The 16,000-nt window shown below is 58.8% G+C and carries 14 protein-coding genes and 1 pseudogene; 11 read left to right on the top strand and 4 right to left on the bottom strand.

Annotation, left to right across the window (positions count from 1 at the left end):
- Positions 1–577 precede the first annotated feature (577 nt).
- From trbB to trbI, 11 genes and pseudogenes are all read left to right on the top strand, one after another.
- Entirely contained in the window at positions 578–1,543 is a 966-nt protein-coding gene (gene trbB, locus AC07U5_RS22940) for a P-type conjugative transfer ATPase TrbB (protein WP_312931109.1), read from the top strand.
- The gene (locus tag AC07U5_RS22935; protein ID WP_312931110.1) at positions 1,533–1,910 is read left to right on the top strand and encodes a TrbC/VirB2 family protein; all 378 of its coding nucleotides are present in this window, start codon (positions 1,533–1,535) and stop codon (positions 1,908–1,910) included. The genes trbB and AC07U5_RS22935 overlap by 11 nt, the downstream gene beginning before the upstream one ends.
- Positions 1,907–2,191, top strand: coding sequence for a conjugal transfer protein TrbD (locus AC07U5_RS22930; RefSeq protein WP_312931111.1), 285 nt, complete (start codon positions 1,907–1,909; stop codon positions 2,189–2,191). The genes AC07U5_RS22935 and AC07U5_RS22930 overlap by 4 nt, the downstream gene beginning before the upstream one ends.
- Positions 2,192–2,201: 10 nt before the next feature.
- Positions 2,202–4,658, top strand: coding sequence for a conjugal transfer protein TrbE (locus AC07U5_RS22925; protein WP_312931113.1), 2,457 nt, complete (start codon positions 2,202–2,204; stop codon positions 4,656–4,658).
- Entirely contained in the window at positions 4,630–5,433 is an 804-nt protein-coding gene (gene trbJ / locus AC07U5_RS22920; protein ID WP_376782043.1) for a P-type conjugative transfer protein TrbJ, read from the top strand. Before AC07U5_RS22925 ends, trbJ begins: the two co-directional genes overlap by 29 nt.
- Complete coding sequence (trbK, locus tag AC07U5_RS22915; protein ID WP_312931115.1) at positions 5,427–5,603, top strand: entry exclusion protein TrbK; 177 nt, start codon at positions 5,427–5,429, stop codon at positions 5,601–5,603. Before trbJ ends, trbK begins: the two co-directional genes overlap by 7 nt.
- A gap of 4 nt (positions 5,604–5,607) precedes the next feature.
- Complete coding sequence (gene trbL / locus AC07U5_RS22910; protein ID WP_153312760.1) at positions 5,608–6,786, top strand: P-type conjugative transfer protein TrbL; 1,179 nt, start codon at positions 5,608–5,610, stop codon at positions 6,784–6,786.
- Positions 6,787–6,807: 21 nt separating this feature from the next.
- Complete coding sequence (locus AC07U5_RS22905) at positions 6,808–7,470, top strand: conjugal transfer protein TrbF (protein WP_312931118.1); 663 nt, start codon at positions 6,808–6,810, stop codon at positions 7,468–7,470.
- Between the two features lie 16 nt (positions 7,471–7,486).
- The gene (gene trbG / locus AC07U5_RS22900) at positions 7,487–8,299 is read left to right on the top strand and encodes a P-type conjugative transfer protein TrbG (RefSeq protein ID WP_312931120.1); all 813 of its coding nucleotides are present in this window, start codon (positions 7,487–7,489) and stop codon (positions 8,297–8,299) included.
- A 3-nt stretch (positions 8,300–8,302) separates the two neighbouring features.
- On the top strand, positions 8,303–8,740 hold the full coding sequence (gene trbH / locus AC07U5_RS22895; RefSeq protein ID WP_312931122.1) for a conjugal transfer protein TrbH: 438 nt from the start codon (positions 8,303–8,305) through the stop codon (positions 8,738–8,740).
- Between the two features lie 13 nt (positions 8,741–8,753).
- Positions 8,754–10,051, top strand: a pseudogene (gene trbI / locus AC07U5_RS22890) (IncP-type conjugal transfer protein TrbI).
- A gap of 95 nt (positions 10,052–10,146) precedes the next feature.
- On the opposite strand, the gene AC07U5_RS22885 reads toward trbI, so the two are convergent.
- The 4 genes from AC07U5_RS22885 to traA are packed head-to-tail and all read right to left on the bottom strand — an operon-like array spanning position 10,147 to position 15,785.
- A complete protein-coding gene (locus AC07U5_RS22885) occupies positions 10,147–10,731 on the bottom strand; it encodes a TraH family protein (RefSeq protein ID WP_312931126.1) in 585 nt (194 codons plus the stop codon).
- A 14-nt stretch (positions 10,732–10,745) separates the two neighbouring features.
- A complete protein-coding gene (locus AC07U5_RS22880) occupies positions 10,746–11,912 on the bottom strand; it encodes a conjugal transfer protein TraB (protein WP_312931128.1) in 1,167 nt (388 codons plus the stop codon).
- Entirely contained in the window at positions 11,902–12,432 is a 531-nt protein-coding gene (gene traF, locus AC07U5_RS22875) for a conjugative transfer signal peptidase TraF (RefSeq protein ID WP_312931130.1), read from the bottom strand. Before traF ends, AC07U5_RS22880 begins: the two co-directional genes overlap by 11 nt.
- Positions 12,433–12,464: 32 nt before the next feature.
- Positions 12,465–15,785 (bottom strand): Ti-type conjugative transfer relaxase TraA, encoded by a 3,321-nt coding sequence (gene traA, locus AC07U5_RS22870; RefSeq protein ID WP_312931132.1) that lies wholly within the window; start codon positions 15,783–15,785, stop codon positions 12,465–12,467.
- Positions 15,786–16,000: the final 215 nt, after the last annotated feature.

Raw genomic sequence — 16,000 nt, 5'->3', positions numbered from 1 at the left:
GATTCTGCGTTGTCGTCCAGCGTTATAGCGTTAACGAAACGTTAATCCACCAGTATAGCGCGAGTGGCTTTAATCGAGTATCGTCATTCCAATTCAGCAACTTAGCACCACTTAAACCAGAATTTATAACGCAACCGCTACTAGCACATTTGCTAGTGAGTTGCGCCGCAAGACGCCATTTCACGTCAGTCGAAAGCGCCACAGTTCAGTATGAAGCGGCACACCGATTCGGGACGAATAACAAAAGCAGCAATGGGTGCTCTTCATTCAACGAAGATCATGATTGTCGGTGCCATATGCTTGCGTAACGACAGGGGATCGGCCCGGCTCAACCTCGAGCTTACGGCCGGGCCAGGGTCGATATCGTTGAATTCCCTAAGCGGCAGATACGCAGCCACCAATTCAGAAAAGCCGTATCAACGCGGGTCACTAACACTTTTGCCAGTGGATTGATCGACCCGCCATATCGCAACCTTCTCCAATCACATGAGAGGAGCTTTGCCAGACATATGACGGACAGCGAGTTGAGCAGCAGGCACGCGAAAGGCACGACTTATTCCTCAAGTGAGCCGCAGCAATGATGCGCGCTTCCTCACTGCCGCGCCTCATCCGGAAATTGGAAGACGCTCTTGGTAGCCAGGTGTGCGACGCTTTAAGCGATCCCAACGTTGTAGAGGTAATGGCAAACCCCGATGGTAGACTCTTCATCGAGCGGCTCGGATCCGGCATATTCCAAGCGGGCACAATTACCGTAGAGGCCGCGGAAACGGTCATCGGCAGCATCGCTCATCTGCTCGGATCGGAAGTCGATGACGCGCGTCCCATTGTATCGGGTGAACTGCCGATGGGTGGACACCGCTTCGAAGGCCTGCTGCCCCCCGTCGTTTCTGCGCCGACCTTCACGATCCGGCGACGCGCGTCCCAGCTCGTTAGGCTCGATGCCTATGTAGCAAGCCAAGTGATGACGTCTGCCCAGGCAAGAATTATCCGGCACGCCGTGACATCTCGACTCAACATACTTGTGTCCGGCGGGACCGGCTCCGGCAAAACGACACTTGCCAATGCGATCATCGCAGAAATCGTAGATCAGGCACCAGACGACCGCTTGGTCATCCTTGAAGATACCGCGGAGATTCAGTGCGCTGCGGATAATGCTGTCAGCCTGCACACGAGTGACGCGGTCGACATGTCGCGTCTCCTGAAAAGCACAATGCGCCTGCGACCAGATCGGATCATCGTGGGCGAGGTCCGTGATGGCGCGGCGCTTACCATGCTGAAGGCCTGGAATACAGGGCATCCGGGCGGTGTCGCAACGATCCACGCAAACAGCGCACGCTCCGCGCTTCAGCGCCTTGAGCAGCTGACTGCCGAGGCCAGCCACCAGCCGATGCAGGCGGTTATCGGAGGCGCGGTCGATCTGGTCATTTCGATTGAGCGAACCGCGAAAGGCCGGCGCATCAGCGAAATTGTTCACATAACCCGCTTTGCAGAGGGCCAGTACGAGACGGAAGCCTTCGCAGAGGAGAGCCGAGATGCCGCATAAGAGATCACTCCTGGCGCTTGCCGCCATGGCCTTGTCTATTGCTTTCGCTACTTTCCCCGCTTTTGCCAGTTCCGGAGGAAGTCTTCCATGGGAAGGGCCGCTTCAACAGATTCAGCAGTCAATCACTGGCCCCGTCGCCGGCTACATCGCATTGGCGGCCGTGGCGATCGCCGGCGGGATGCTGATCTTCGGTGGTGAGCTCAATGATTTTGCTCGCAGGCTGGTCTATGTCGTCTTGGTCGCTGGCATCTTGCTCGGCGCGACGACGATCGTCGGCCTGTTTGGGGCCACAGGTGCGTCGATCGGCATGCCTAAAGAGCGGGTCACGCAGGTCGTTTCGGACGGAGCGTGGGAGGGGGCGTTGTGAGCCTCCAACGCAATCGCATCCATCGCGCGCTGTCGCGACCGAACCTCTTGATGGGCGCCGACCGCGAATTGGTGCTGATCACCGGACTTGCAGCCGTGATCTTGATTTTCGTGGTGCTGACCGTCTACTCGGTGCTCTTTGGCGTGGCCGTATGGATCGTCATCGTCGGTTTACTCCGCTTAATGGCCAAATCCGATCCGCTGATGCGGCAAGTCTATGCCCGTCACATTTCCTACAAAGCCCACTATCGGCCAACGGCTTCCCCGTGGCGCAAATACTAGAGGTGTCCCGATGGCTGCCCTCAAACGTTTCCGCGCGACCGGCCCCTCGTTCGCTGATCTCGTTCCCTATGCCGGGCTGGTCGACGACGGCGTGCTCCTCTTGAAGGACGGAAGCCTTATGGCCGGATGGTACTTCGCGGGCCCGGACTCCGAAAGCGCAACCGACCACGAGCGCAACGAGCTATCCCGGCAGATCAATGCGATCCTCTCGCGTCTGGGAACAGGCTGGATGATCCAAGTCGAAGCGGTCCGCGTGCCGACCGTTGATTATCCGTCGCGGGCCCAGTGCCATTTTCCAGATCCCGTCACCCGCGCCATCGATGCCGAGCGCCGGACCCATTTCCAGCGCGAGCAGGGGCATTTCGAGAGCAAACATGCGATCATTCTTACGTACCGGCCGCTCGAGTCGAGGAAGACGGCGCTCAGCAAGTACATCTATTCGGACGAGGAGAGCCGGAAGAAATCCTACGCCGATACCGTCCTGTTCGTGTTCCTCAACGCGATCCGGGAACTCGAACAGTATCTGACCAACACCCTGTCTATTGCCCGCATGCAGACCCGCGAGGTCCGCGAGAGAGGTGGGACACGGATCGCACGCTACGACGACCTCCTGCAATTCGTTCGATTTTGTATCACGGGGGAGAGCCATCCGGTTCGCTTGCCCGACGTCCCGATGTATCTCGACTGGCTCGTGACGGCAGAGCTAGAGCATGGTTTGACGCCGAAGGTCGAGAACCGGTTTCTCGCGGTGGTCGCCATCGATGGCCTGCCAGCCGAGAGCTGGCCCGGCATTCTCAACAATCTCGATCTGATGCCTCTGACCTATCGATGGTCGTCACGGTTCATCTTCCTCGATGCGGAAGAGGCGCGCCAGAAGCTCGAACGCACGCGCAAGAAATGGCAGCAAAAGGTTCGCCCTTTCTTCGACCAGCTGTTCCAGACGCAGAGTAGATCGGTCGATCAGGATGCTATGACTATGGTCGCCGAGACCGAAGACGCCATCGCTCAAGCCTCGTCCCAGCTTGTAGCATACGGCTATTACACACCGGTCGTGATCCTGTTTGATGAAAACCGCGACACCTTGCAGGAAAAGGCGGAAGCCATCCGTCGACTGATCCAGGCGGAGGGGTTCGGCGCACGCATTGAAAGCCTGAACGCGACGGATGCGTTTCTCGGCAGTCTGCCGGGTAACTGGTACGCCAATGTCCGTGAGCCGCTGATCAACACAAGCAATCTGGCGGACCTCGTTCCGCTGAACTCGGTATGGTCGGGCAATCCGGTGGCGCCATGCCCGTTTTATCCGGCGAACTCACCGCCGTTGATGCAGGTGGCCTCGGGCTCAACGCCGTTTCGTCTCAACCTCCATGTCGACGACGTCGGCCACACCCTGATCTTCGGACCAACGGGCTCGGGTAAATCGACGCTCCTGGCACTGATCGCCGCGCAATTTCGCCGATACGAGTTTGCGCAAATCTTCGCGTTCGACAAGGGCAACTCGCTCCTTCCCCTGACGCTTGCCGCCGGCGGCGACCACTATGAGATGGGCAATGACCAGATCGGAGAGGGGGGAGCGCTTGCTTTCTGCCCTCTGTTCGATCTTTCCACCGATAGCGATCGTGCCTGGGCAACTCAGTGGATCGAAATGCTTATCGCCCTCCAGGGCGTCACCATCACGCCCAACCATCGCAATGCAATCTCACGCCAGATCAGCCTGATGGCGACAGCACCTGGAAAATCGCTGTCGGACTTTGTCAGCGGCGTGCAGATGCGAGAGATCAAGGATGCCCTTCATCATTATACCGTCGACGGGCCGATGGGTCAGCTTCTCGACGCGGAAGAAGACGGCCTCACGCTTGGCGCGTTCCAATGCTTCGAGATTGAAGAGCTCATGAACATGGGCGAGCGTAATCTCGTACCTGTCCTTACCTATCTCTTCCAACGGATCGAGAAGCGGCTCGATGGCTCTCCGAGCCTAATACTTCTGGATGAGGCTTGGCTGATGCTCGGTCATCCCGTTTTCCGCGACAAGATCCGGGAGTGGCTGAAGGTTCTCCGCAAGGCCAATTGCGCTGTCGTTCTGGCGACGCAATCGGTCTCAGACGCGGAACGGTCCGGCATCATCGACGTGCTGAAAGAATCCTGCCCGACCAAGATCTGCTTGCCGAATGGTGCCGCGCGAGAGCCGGGCACCCGCGAGTTCTATGAGCGGATCGGTTTCAATGAACGCCAGATCGAGATCGTCTCTAGTGCCATCCCGAAGCGCGAATACTACGTCGCCACGCCCGACGGACGGCGGCTTTTCGATATGTCGCTGGGGCCGGTGGCTTTGAGCTTTGTCGGTGCGTCCGGAAAGGAAGACCTGAAGCGGATACGCGCGCTGAAGGCGGAACATGGCCAGAATTGGCCTGCCCATTGGCTTCAATCGAGAGGAGTTCACGATGCCACGTCGCACCTCAACGTCCAGTAGCTGGATCATCATAACGATGACCGCGACAATCGTGCTTTCACCGGTTGCTCCCGCGCACGCAGGATCTGCGACAGGCGCTGCCACCGAATGGACGCAGCTTGCCAACAATGCTCAGCTCATTGACCTTCTGAAAAGCTCCGGCATTCAGGTCGACAATCAGTTGACCCAAATCGCCCAACTGGCGGAGCAGATCCAGAACCAGCTGAAGATCTACGAGAACATGCTGCAGAACACCGCACGGCTACCCGACAACATCTGGGGCCAGGTCGAACGCGATCTCAACCGTCTGCGCAGCATTGTCGATCAGGGGCAAAGCATTTCATTCTCAATGGGCAATGCCGACGATGTCCTTCAACAGCGGTTCAAGAGCTATTCGGACCTGAAGACCGATCTGCCGAACGCCGAGACATTCTCGAACACCTATCAATCGTGGTCGGACACGAACCGGGACACGATCGGCAGCACACTGAAGGCTGCGAGCCTCACAGCGGATCAGTTCGACACGGAGGAGGGCACGATGAGTTCGCTGCGATCCATGTCGGAGTCTGCCGACGGCCAGATGAAGGCGCTCCAGGTCGGACACCAGATCGCCGCCCAGCAGGTTTCCCAGATGCAGAAGCTGCGTGGCCTGGTTTCCCAGCAGATGACGATGATGGGCACGTGGCTTCAAAGCGAGCAGTCGGACAAGGATCTTGCCCAGGCGCGCCGGGAGGAATTTTTCAAGTCGACCGCGCCCTCAACATCCGGCGGCGAGAAAATGAAGGTGGAATGGTGAGAACGAAACTGATCATGGCCATGGTTGTCATAATCATCTCTTTCGGAGCAACAGGGCTCTGGTTCATGCTCTCGGAGAAGCAGGAAGCGCAGGAGCGGCGTGAAAAATTCTTCGGTTCAACGAAGGAATACCCGACGTCGGGCGGCGAGAAGATGAGGATCGAGTGGTGATCGTATGATCTCTGAGCTCAACAAGATCAGGGGCATTGCGGTGCTCGTCGCATTCGTCGTCGTGTCGTTCCAGCCCGCGATGGCGCAGGAGGGGTCGGTCCTGACAGCGCTGCAGAACGAGATCACCACTGCCGCTAAGGGTTGGGAAACCACCGTGATGGATGCGGCGAGATCCCTGTTTTGGGTCCTCGCCGGAATCGAAATCGGCATATCCGCCGTTTGGCTGGCGCTTCAAGCCGCATCGCTCGACAGCTGGTTTGCTGAGCTGGTCCGACGCATCATGTTCGTGGGCTTCTTCGCCTTCGTTCTCGCGCAGGGGCCGGCCTTCGCGAAGGCGGTCGTCGATAGCCTGTTTCAGATCGGCGCTGGTGGAGGTACGGCTTCGCCGGCGGATGTGTTCAATGCTGGACTGGCCGTTGCGACCAAGATGTCCGAGAAGGTGCAGTTCGGACTGTTCGAGGACAATGCGCTTGCCATCTCGGCCGCTTTTTCGATGGTCGTAACGGTGATCGCATTCTCGCTCGTTGCCGCGATCTTCGTGTCAGTGATGGTCGAGATGTATCTTGGCCTGCTTGCCGGCATGATCATGCTGGGACTTGGCGGTTCATCGTTCACCAAGGACTTTGCCGTCCGCTACCTGATCTATGCTTTCTCGGTCGGCATGAAGCTCATGGCTCTGGTCATGATTTCGCGGATCGGATCCGAGGTCTTGATTGGTCTCGCAAACCGGCCCGACGTCGGAGACCAGTTTCAGACAGCGTTGGCGATCGCCGGGATCGCGGTCGTAGTCTTCATCATCGCCGTATATGTCCCGAACATCATTCAGGGCGTCGTTCAAGGGGCATCGGTCACAGGTGGAATGGAAACTATCCGCCATGGGGGACAGGCTTCATCATTCGCACTTGGCGCGGCGTCGCTCGCGGTTGCTGCTCTTCGCGCTGAAGCCACTGCAACTCAGTCAGCACGCGCATCAGGATCCTCTGTGATCGGTGCAGAATTTCGCGGCGCGGCAGCCGGGGTCACGTCTGCTGGTAAAGCAGCCGGCTTGGCCGCAAAGGAAAAGGCGATCGGTTCGCCCGGAGCCTATGCCGGTTCGATCATGGGGCTGGCCAACGCCAAGCTCAATCAGAGCCGAACCGGACAAAGCGGTCCCAAAATGCCGCCAGAACGAAACGACAAGTAATCATCAGAAAGGCGACACGCGATGGCAGCAAACCGGCCGCCCGATAGTCCCTACCTTGCCGCGCGGCAGGAATGGACGGAGCGATATGGATCCTACGTCCAGTCCGCGCGGGCATGGCGAATAGTGGGGATACTTGGACTATCCATGGCCGTGATAGGCTTCACCTATGCCATGTATCTCAGCACGCAGGTCAAGCTGGTGCCCTACATCGTTGAAGTCGATAAGCTCGGCACGTCGGTTACAGCCGGCTTCCCCCAGCAGATCGAGTATGCCGATGCCCGCGTCGTGCGCGCGACACTGGGCAACTTCATCACCAGCTTGAAGTCGATCACCCCCGACGCAGTGGTTCAGAAGCAATATATCGACCGGACCTATGCGCTTCTCAGGACGTCCGATCCCTCGACCCAGAAGATCAATGCCTGGTTTCGCGCCAATTCGCCGTTCGAAAAGGCCAAGACATCGACTGTCGCCGTTGAGGTCAACAACATCGTGGCACTGTCCAACCAGACCTACCAGATCGACTGGACCGAATACGAGCGCGATCGCAAGGGCAAGCAGACCGGAACGCGCCGCTTTCGCGGCATCGCGACGGTCGCGCTCACCGCGCCACAGGACGAGGCGATCATCCGCCTCAACCCGATCGGTCTTTATGTCCAGGACTTCGAGTGGACCGCACAGCTTTAAGGGCAGGGAAATTCACATGCACAGAACAGGATTGATCGCGGCCGCCGGCTGCATGGCCGGACTCGTCCTTGCGGACTGCGCGATGGCGCAGAGCATGACGTCGAACGAGGTGAAGGGGACCAACATCTCGCGCAAATGGCGGGGGACGCCCGGTCTCGTGACGACCGGGCCTGATGGTAAGGTCATCTTTCTGTTTGGCGAAACCCAGCCCTCGGTTGTGTGCTCACCGCTTCAGGTTTGCGACATCGAGCTGCAAGGGGGCGAGATCGTCCGAGACGTGCTTGTCGGTGACACTGTCCGTTGGAAGGTCGAGCCGGCGACGTCTGGAGCAACCGGCGGACAGGCGATCCACCTGATCGTGAAGCCGTCGGAGGCCGGCCTCGTCACATCGATGGTCGTCACGACCTCTCGGCGGACCTACCATATCCAGCTCAAATCCCATCCAAGTCAGTACATGGCCCGGATCGGCTTCGAATACCCGGAGGACGTCTCGACCAAACTGGCCGACATCAACGCGCGGCTTGAGACCGGCGGCATTCCGGGAACCGCTCCGGACAAGCTGAACTTCTCCTATTCGGTCAGTGGCGGAGCATCTTGGCGGCCGAAGCGCGTCTATTCCGACGGCGCCAAGACCTATATCCAGTTTCCCCGGTCGATCTCCGGGCAGGATGCACCGGTGCTGTTCGTGGTCAGCGGGGGGCAAAACCGCATCGTCAACTATCGCATGAAGAACGACATGATGATCGTCGACTACGCCGTCGACAAAGCCGTGCTCGTCTCCGGGGTTGGCTGGCGCCAGCAGAAGATCACGATCCGGCGGGGAGGTTGACCGATGAACAAGACCATTGCCGCGATCATTATAACCGCCATCCTCTCCGGTTGCCAGACTGCGGATGAGACGCTGACTACGAGTTCCACACCGATTACCGTCACTGGCGCCACCGCCAGCGCTATCGCCGGCGATATGGCAAGCCGCCTTGCCGAACAGGTCGGGCCGGCCGGCACTACGATCCTCAAGATGGACAAGGACACCTCGGAATACGCCGCTGCTCTCGAGGCCGCGCTGAAGGGATGGGGATATACGGTCATCGCCGACGGGAAAGTAGGCAAGGATCAAAAGCCCGTCGAGGTTGCGTGGTCGATCGACAGTTTCGACGGACAGGTCCTTGCCCGGGTCAGCACACCGGCCATCTCGCTCGGCAGGGCCTACACAGCAACGTCAGCGGGCGCGACGCCCGCCAGTCCGTTTTCCATCATGCAGCGTAACTGAGGGGAGGGCAACCATGGCGCAATCGCTTCAGCTCGGCACGGCGGGCAATACCGACGAGCAACAAACCATGCGGCGGCTCAATCGCCTGCCGATCATCGTTGCGATCGTCATCATCGTTCTTTTCTTCGGCGTTGTGATCGTCGGCCTGTCTTGGCGCGGTCTCTCCTTCAACAGTGGAAACGAACTCGACACTACCTCCAAGACACCAGCGACCACATTTGGCGATCAACTGAAACGAGGCGTGACGGACGGGATCATAGGCGAACCGGAGCAACGAGAAGTATTTCAGCCGACGCCCGTAATCGTCGACCGCGAGCCGGTGAGAGATCCTGTGGTGGAGCGGCGAAACGAGATTCGGACGGAACGGCGATCGCAGCTTGAGCCGGAAGCCGAGTGGAAGGCCCGGCTTAAGCGCGAACAGGACGAGCAAGTCATTCGCGAAACCCAGCGTCAGAGGATGGCAAGCCTCCAGGCACGCGCGACTGCACTCGATTCCCCGCTTAAGGTTGACGTTTCCGAGATCCAGAAGAACGCTTCCGAAAGCAGGACGGACACCCGTCAACCTCTCAATGCCACGACGAACAGTGCATCCGATCTCTATGCCCCGCGATGAAGTCCGGTCTGCTCGGACAGAATGTCGATCAAAACGGTCAGACTTCGAAGGAGGACTTTTTCAATCAGGACATCAAGGATCTTGGCTACCTACCGAACCAAGTGGTGCCGCAGCTCTCGCCCTACGAGTTGAAGCGTGGATCGGTGATCCCGGCCACGATGATTACCGGCTTGAATTCAGATCTTCCGGGCAGGATTTCGGCGCAGGTCAGCCAGAATGTTTACGACAGTGCCACCGGCTACAGGCTGCTGATCCCGCAGGGTGCGAAGCTATTTGGTCGCTACGACTCCAAGGTATCATTCGGCCAGGAGCGGGTACTCGTCGTTTGGACCGACCTGATTTTCCCTAACGGGTCGACACTTCAGATTGGCAGCATGTCCGGAACGGATGCCGAGGGGTATGGAGGTTTTAAAGACAAGGTTGATCGTCACCTCTGGCGCACCTTTGGCTCTGCCGCGCTTGTTGCCATCATCGGCACGGGGATCGATATGTCGATGCCGGAAAGCTCGACACTGGCAACACAGGATACGGCCTCTGATGCGGCACGCCGGAATTTCGCCGAGAGTTTCGGGAGAGTGGCCGAGCAGACAATTTCAAAGACCCTTAATGTACAGCCTACCATCAGGATCCGGCCAGGCTACAAATTCAATATTTTAGTAGATCAAGATATTGTCTTCCCGCAGCCTTACAGAAACTAGAGTTAACCTGACTTAGGGAACCGGCCTTAGCTGCCGAGCCCTGCAACACATGAGCGTCTGTTTTAAAGTCGAGTTCCGTCCAATCTTAATTATGGTCACATCCGATCCTCTATCCTCTTCAAATCAATCCGGATATTAGCGTCCTCCGGCTTCTGAGCCAGTGCATCTTCGCCATTGCCAGTATTATCGGTCGTCACCTCCGAACGCTGCACAACCTCGCCACCCGGATCCTCAGCTTGAAACACGCTCTCACCCTCGAACTTACCGGTTCGCCAGGCGTTGATCGCGTCATCGAACAGCTGCGGGAAAACCTCTTCGCTTGTCGGATCTCCATACCACTTCGCAACGATGCGGAGGATCTTGGCGAACATCCCTGTGCCCATCCGCAGATTGGCGCAGGGCTCGACCAAATCGACCTTCAATTCAGAAGCATGCTTCAGACCAATGCCCGCCGGGATCTGGGTGAGACCAACCCGCACGATAGAGCCAGCAATGTTCTCACGGACGATCTTGATCGCTTCCTCGGGTGTTTTCGGTTTGGGAATGAGGATCAGACGGCCACCGGACTTCACCGTTATGGCAAGCGGATCGTCCGAACCGACCGCCTGGACAAACTGCTCGACGATTACAGGCTTCAACGAAGGATCGGCACATTCCTTGATCAACGCAGCATCAAGCATGCAAACTCCATGTTTCAGACGTTGAATGAGATGACGAGAGGAAGATCAAACAGGCGGGCCCAGGCCTCGCTGCTCGCCCGTTGAATGTCGATGATCGACGTCCCCGCGGTCCACCAACCGTTTCCGACTGCAATGATAAGGTCGGGGCGGTGGAATGCCGATTGCAAAACTGGCCAGACGAGGAGTTGTTCGTAGCAGATCAGCGGCGCGACTTTTGAAGTGCCGACCTCTACGACGGGATTCGCGAAGAAATGTGCCCGCGCGCCAGATTCATCATCACCACCAATCCAGGCTCTCCACGGCTGCCACATCGATCCGGGCACCGGCATTCGCTCCCGGTAGAGAATCTCTGTCTGCTCAGCGGATATCATCACGAGCACGTTGTCGTAGCCGCGACCATCAATGAGTGCCGCTCCAGCGACGACGGTGATACCGGTCCCGGCGAGCCCTTCGTGCCAGACGCGAGCAGCCGTCGGCGTCCAGAAACCGAGAGCACTTTCCGGCAGTACAACGGTTGTGCCAGGCGGCTGGGCAAGAGCAACGTCGATCAGCTCTTTTTGCCGGTTGATACCAGCTTCGCGTCCTAAAGACGCGCCCATTTTGAGGCCGACACCCATCCACGACGCAGGTAGGTTTAGCGGCGTCCACTGAGCGGCGGACCAGAGCCAGAAGCCTATCATGGCCATGGCTGCAGCCGGCCTGTATCGGGTTGTCATGACGGCGAGGCCGGCTGCCATCACTATCAGACCACACCATCCCCACCTTGGGAACAGAACGCCTGCGGCGGTGATCGGATGCGCCCATCCCAGAATGCCAAATGGTGGAACCGCCATCACCAGACACGCGGCGACGTATCGCGAAGATTTTTGCCAGCCCTCGCGATTGGTCCAGAGCACCAAATGGACTGTCACATAGACGGAAGAGGCGGCAAACCAGAGCAGGAGTCCGGGCCAGATATCCTGACCATAGAAGTTCGCCACGCCCCCCGGTAGTCCACGCGATGCAGCGAGGAAATACGCTGCGGAGATCCCGGCCGCCTGAAGTCGCGTCCGTGCGAGGGACCAAAGCACGGGGAAGGCACATGCAACGGGGAGAAGGAGCGCGTGACCACTCCAACCGATCCATCCGGCGCCAGCCGATAATGTGAAGAGGAGACCCGTTCGGAAGAAATCACGGTGCATAGGTCCAGACCTCCTGTGCCAATCCGAGGATGCCATCCATCGATAAAGGACCGAAGTACCGGCTGTCGAACGAACCCGGGAACTCGGAATGGAGAAAGACTGTGCCTGGCGGAACGACACCACCGTCATAAGGCGTCATCTCGCGCCCTTGGCCATCCCTGCGGGAAACCCTCGAATGAGGGAGCGGGCGGCCATCGACGCGCGCAACGTCACTGATTTGGATCGCCTGTCCCGCTGTCGCAACAACCGTTTTGATTAATGGTGCGACGAGGCCTTCGCAGAGCCCGAAGCGGAGATATCCCCGCGCCCGCGCCTTGCGCATCGCGTCGGTGTCCGGTGGGCAAATGAAGACTAGATCTCCGACCAAGATCGGACGATTGGGCTTGACAATCCGCCACAAACCCAGGGGCTCGCTCGGTGTAAGATTAACCCGAAAACCTGCCTCTCCGAGCAGTACAATGAGGCCAAGCGTTAACAGGCTGACGCTGCTGATCCGATAGAACCAGACCAGCTGTTTCATGCGCCCTAGCGCTCTGTGTCGATGACGCATCTTCATTTGAGAGTGAGCCCCTGAGACCTTGTCTGCCGAAGTGCTTCTGTCTGTTTGAGTGCTGTCACGCTGCGCTCGTAGGCAGACAGTTGCTGCACCGTCCTCATCGTGGTCCAGGCCAGCTGCACCTCACTCTTCTGGGCGGCGTTCATGCCGGACGTCACGCGCTGGAAAGTCTCACCGGCTGTGTCCTTCGCTGCGAGGGGCAGGAAGGTTCTTTCTCCGAAGCGTTCGGTGACTGCCTTGGCGAAACCTTCGAGTTCGGCCTTCACCATTTTGTCGGCAAGCGCATATTCGAGCCCCAAGGGCAGGTCGTTGCGGTCTATGGCGTCACGGACGCGCTCCAGCACGCTTTTCGCATTGGACGAGAGGGCCGGGATCTCCAGCGCGACCTGCCTGCGGACCGCAAGCTCCTCTGCGTGATTTCGCCGTTCGGCATCGCCACGCTGGCGGAGATAATCACTGATGCTGTCGGCGAGCGGCGTGATATTCTTCAGCGCCCGGTCCCGGTCGATCTTGTCGCCACGGCTGGCGAGTAGACCCGTCTTGCCCTTGAGGGCACCGAAGGTTTCAGGCTCACTGGCAATCCTAGCGATGGTCCTTTCGGCAACTGCTTGTTCGCGCAACATCGCGTCGACGTTGACGGCTTTGAACGCGCTTTCCGGCTGCGCATAGACGTGATGGAAGCGCATCGAGACTTCTTCCCATTGCTCCTTCAACGCCGGATCGGATGCAAGCTTGTCCTCAACTGCCTGATCGATCGATTTCGGAAAGGTGATGATACCGGCCACCATTGGTTTGTTCTCCTTTGCTAACGTTAGAATTGTGCTGGCCGTCGAGGAGGCAAAGCCGAGCTTGGTGCCGATGGAGGTGAGCCGGCCGGCGAGATCGAATAGCTTTTGCTTCTGCCGGATCGTCCATTCGAGACGGTCACGCGCGACGGTTCTGGCAACGTTGACGATGTGAAGGCCGCGCGCCTCGGCAAAGCGCAATGCCTGCCGGTAGATGCTGCCGCCAGCGTAATCGAGGGTCGTTTCTTTGGAATTCTGGCGCGACAGGATCTCGATCAGGCCGCCAGCCTTGGCGAAAGATCGGCGACCAAAATAAACACCGAGATCTTCACGGTGACGGGTCATTGCCACATAGGTGAGGTGACGATCCAGCGAGAGGGACGCCAGCACCTTAACCCGGTCTACCGTCGCGCCCTGGCTTTTGTGCACTGTGGTGGCGTAGCCGTGATCGACATTGTTATAGAAGTGTTGCTCGACCGAAACCTGGCGCAGATGTTCGCCCTCGCCGATCACTGCCACGATGCGCCCGGACGCTGCTTCCACCACCTTGCCCAGCATGCCGTTCTTGACGCCGATCGAGCCTTCGTTCTTCAGGAAGACGATCTGGTCGCCAGCAGCAAAACTTCTGACACCGTCGGCGGTCTTGAACGGCCAACCGTCTTCGATGATGCCGCGCTCGATGAGCTTCGTGCGCGCCAGTTGATTCAGCATGCGGACGTCGCGGCGCAGGTGCGCGAGAATCAATGTGGATTTGGCAGGATCGTAATCCCGGTTCCAGTCGGCAATGAGGTTGGTGATAGCATCGGCCTTCAGCTCAAAGCCGATTATCTTGCCATTCGACTGATAGGCTGAGACGGCTTCGCCAACATTGCCACGCGCCAGATCGAGCGACGCGTCGCGCATCCATTGCTCACGCTGGCGATAGATCGTTTCGAGTTCCGCATAGCCGATGCGATCGGCAATGGCGCGGAAGGCAGCACCCGCTTCGATCGGCTGAAGCTGTTCTGGATCGCCGACAAGCACGAGCTTGGCGCCGGCTTTTGTGACGGCTTCGACAAATGTCGCCATCTGCCGCGACGAAACCATACCGGCCTCGTCCAGCACGAAGACCGTTCTATCGTCGAGCTGCCCGCGACCTTGGCTCCAGCGGAGCTCCCAGGACGAAAGCGTGCGTGAAACGATACCCGCTTCCTTCTCCAAACCTTCCGCCGCCTTGCCGGCGAGGGCACCACCAACGACACGATAACCGGCTGCTTCCCATGCCTCGCGCGCCGCCTTCATCATCGTTGTCTTACCGGCGCCAGCGCGGCCAATCACGGCTGCGATCCGCTCACCACCGGCAACGTGTTCGATTGCGGTCTTCTGCCCTTCGGACAGCCGTTCGTGACGTCCAAACGTCGCTTCGAGCACGGTCGGCCGGACGCCATGCGACGACTGCTGCGAGAGCCAGATCGCCCGGTTAGCCATCTCGGCTTCGAGACGGAGTAGTTCGCGTGTCGTATATTTTGCCGGCGCACGGACCCCAGTCGCGAAGCCAATGCGTTCGCGATCAAGCCGGATGGTTTCGGGGTTCTGCAGGATGCGCGTCATCAGGCTTTGGAAGAGACCTGCATCATCGATATAGCGATGAAGGATCTTCGCGACGTCGCGTTCGTCGAAGACACTCTTCTCCCGGGTGATAAGATCAAGCACGATCTCCGGACGACGCTGGATCCGACGCGCGTTCTCTGCTCGTCGCTCTTCCTGCAACTCCAGTCGTTCGAGCGCAGCTTTTTCCCTCGCAGGTCCATCCCCACTGGCTGCTTTCCTCTCGATCGCCTTCGTGCCGACGCCAAGATGGATAGTCGGCGTCAGCTCAATGCCCTGCTTCTCAAAGGACCGGCCATCGATCCTGATATCGAGTCCGGCAAGCGCGAGATGTCGGCTCTGGCAGGCGAACCAGCCGTCGCGAAACGCATTGAAATCCCCGAGCCCGCCAGCCCAAAGCTCGTAGACGATCTTGCCGCTATCGTTGCGCAGCGCTTTGCCATCCGGTCCCCTAACCGCCACCTTCTTCGAACCGAAACCGTCTTCGGTCAGCGGCCGCAAAGTGGTCATCAGATGAATGTGCGGATTGCCCGGTGCGTCGTGGAAAACCCAATCCGCCACCATGCCCTGGGCGGTGAGGTGCCGTGCCACGAAATCCCTGACGAGCTCGATGTTCTGCTCGGCTGAAAGCTCGATTGGCAGGGCGATGGTGACATCCTTGGCGAGTTGCGCATCGGAGCGTTTCTCGAACGCCTCGACTTTATTCCAGAAGGCTTCGGAGGCGCCAGATACGGATCGATCGGAAATCAAGGATTGCAGCCAATCAGGTGCGTCGGCCGGAATCACAAACTCCTCGTGCAGCAGCCCTTGCTTGCGAGTGTAGTCGATAGTCCGGGCTTCTCGTTCATACTCCATCTTGGCGCAGTGCCGATACGCCGCCGACAGCACGGCACTGCGGCCGGAACCGCGTGCAACGATGCTGACGGAGAAATGCGGAACGGCCATTACCGGACGAGCTCCTTCAACCCGACGAAATCAACTTGTTCAAGAGGAGCGGAAGGCCCCGCCAGGGCCTAGAAGCATGGCGTCGCATCAGCGACGTATAATTGCGCCCTTCGGATCCGTCCTTCGAACGGTCGGGATGATGCTCAAAAGCGTAGGCTCCGCCTACTCGCATTTCTGCTAGTAGATCGGCATGCCGATCTGAAGGACTCTGGATG

The sequence above is a fragment of the Agrobacterium sp. GW821-FHT02D03 genome, assembly GCF_059421725.1.
Note: the sequence above shows the minus strand (reverse complement) of the source record. Positions and strands in the feature narration are given on the sequence as shown.